This window comes from Arthrobacter sp. fls2-241-R2A-172 (genome assembly GCF_030208885.1).
In the GTDB taxonomy this organism is placed as follows: domain Bacteria; phylum Actinomycetota; class Actinomycetes; order Actinomycetales; family Micrococcaceae; genus Arthrobacter.
Window position 1 is genome coordinate 1 of the sequence record NZ_JARVTB010000027.1, and the last position, 1,040, is coordinate 1,040.

At 53.5% G+C, this 1,040-nt stretch carries 1 rRNA gene; it reads left to right on the plus strand.

The features are described 5' to 3' along the window. Positions 1-1,037: ribosomal RNA gene (locus QRM57_RS20920) — 23S ribosomal RNA — on the plus strand; the annotation flags it as partial. Between the last annotated feature and the right edge of the window lie 3 nt (positions 1,038-1,040).

A 1,040-nucleotide genomic window follows, 5' to 3' on the forward strand; every position in this document is an offset into this window, starting at 1 on the left:
TGGCGAAGCTGAGAATTTAAGCCCCAGTAAACGGCGGTGGTAACTATAACCATCCTAAGGTAGCGAAATTCCTTGTCGGGTAAGTTCCGACCTGCACGAATGGAGTAACGACTTCCCCGCTGTCTCAACCATAAACTCGGCGAAATTGCAGTACGAGTAAAGATGCTCGTTACGCGCAGCAGGACGGAAAGACCCCGAGACCTTTACTATAGTTTGGTATTGGTGTTCGGAGTGGCTTGTGTAGGATAGGTGGGAGACGTTGAAACCCGGACGCCAGTTCGGGTGGAGTCATCGTTGAAATACCACTCTGGTCACTTTGGACATCTAACTTCGGCCCGTGATCCGGGTCAGGGACAGTGCCTGATGGGTAGTTTAACTGGGGCGGTTGCCTCCTAAAAAGTAACGGAGGCGCCCAAAGGTTCCCTCAGCCTGGTTGGCAATCAGGTGTCGAGTGTAAGTGCACAAGGGAGCTTGACTGTGAGAGAGACATCTCAAGCAGGGACGAAAGTCGGGACTAGTGATCCGGCGGTACATTGTGGAATGGCCGTCGCTCAACGGATAAAAGGTACCTCGGGGATAACAGGCTGATCTTGCCCAAGAGTCCATATCGACGGCATGGTTTGGCACCTCGATGTCGGCTCGTCGCATCCTGGGGCTGGAGTAGGTCCCAAGGGTTGGGCTGTTCGCCCATTAAAGCGGTACGCGAGCTGGGTTTAGAACGTCGTGAGACAGTTCGGTCCCTATCCGCTGCGCGCGCAGGAAATTTGAGAAGGGCTGTCCTTAGTACGAGAGGACCGGGACGGACGAACCTCTGGTGTGTCAGTTGTACTGCCAAGTGCATCGCTGATTAGCTACGTTCGGATGGGATAACCGCTGAAAGCATCTAAGCGGGAAGCTCGCTTCAAGATGAGATTTCCATACACATTTATGTGTGAGAGGCCCCCAGCCAGACCACTGGGTTGATAGGCCGGATGTGGAAGCGAGGACTAAAGACTCGTGAAGCTGACCGGTACTAATAGGCCAACAACTTACACCACACA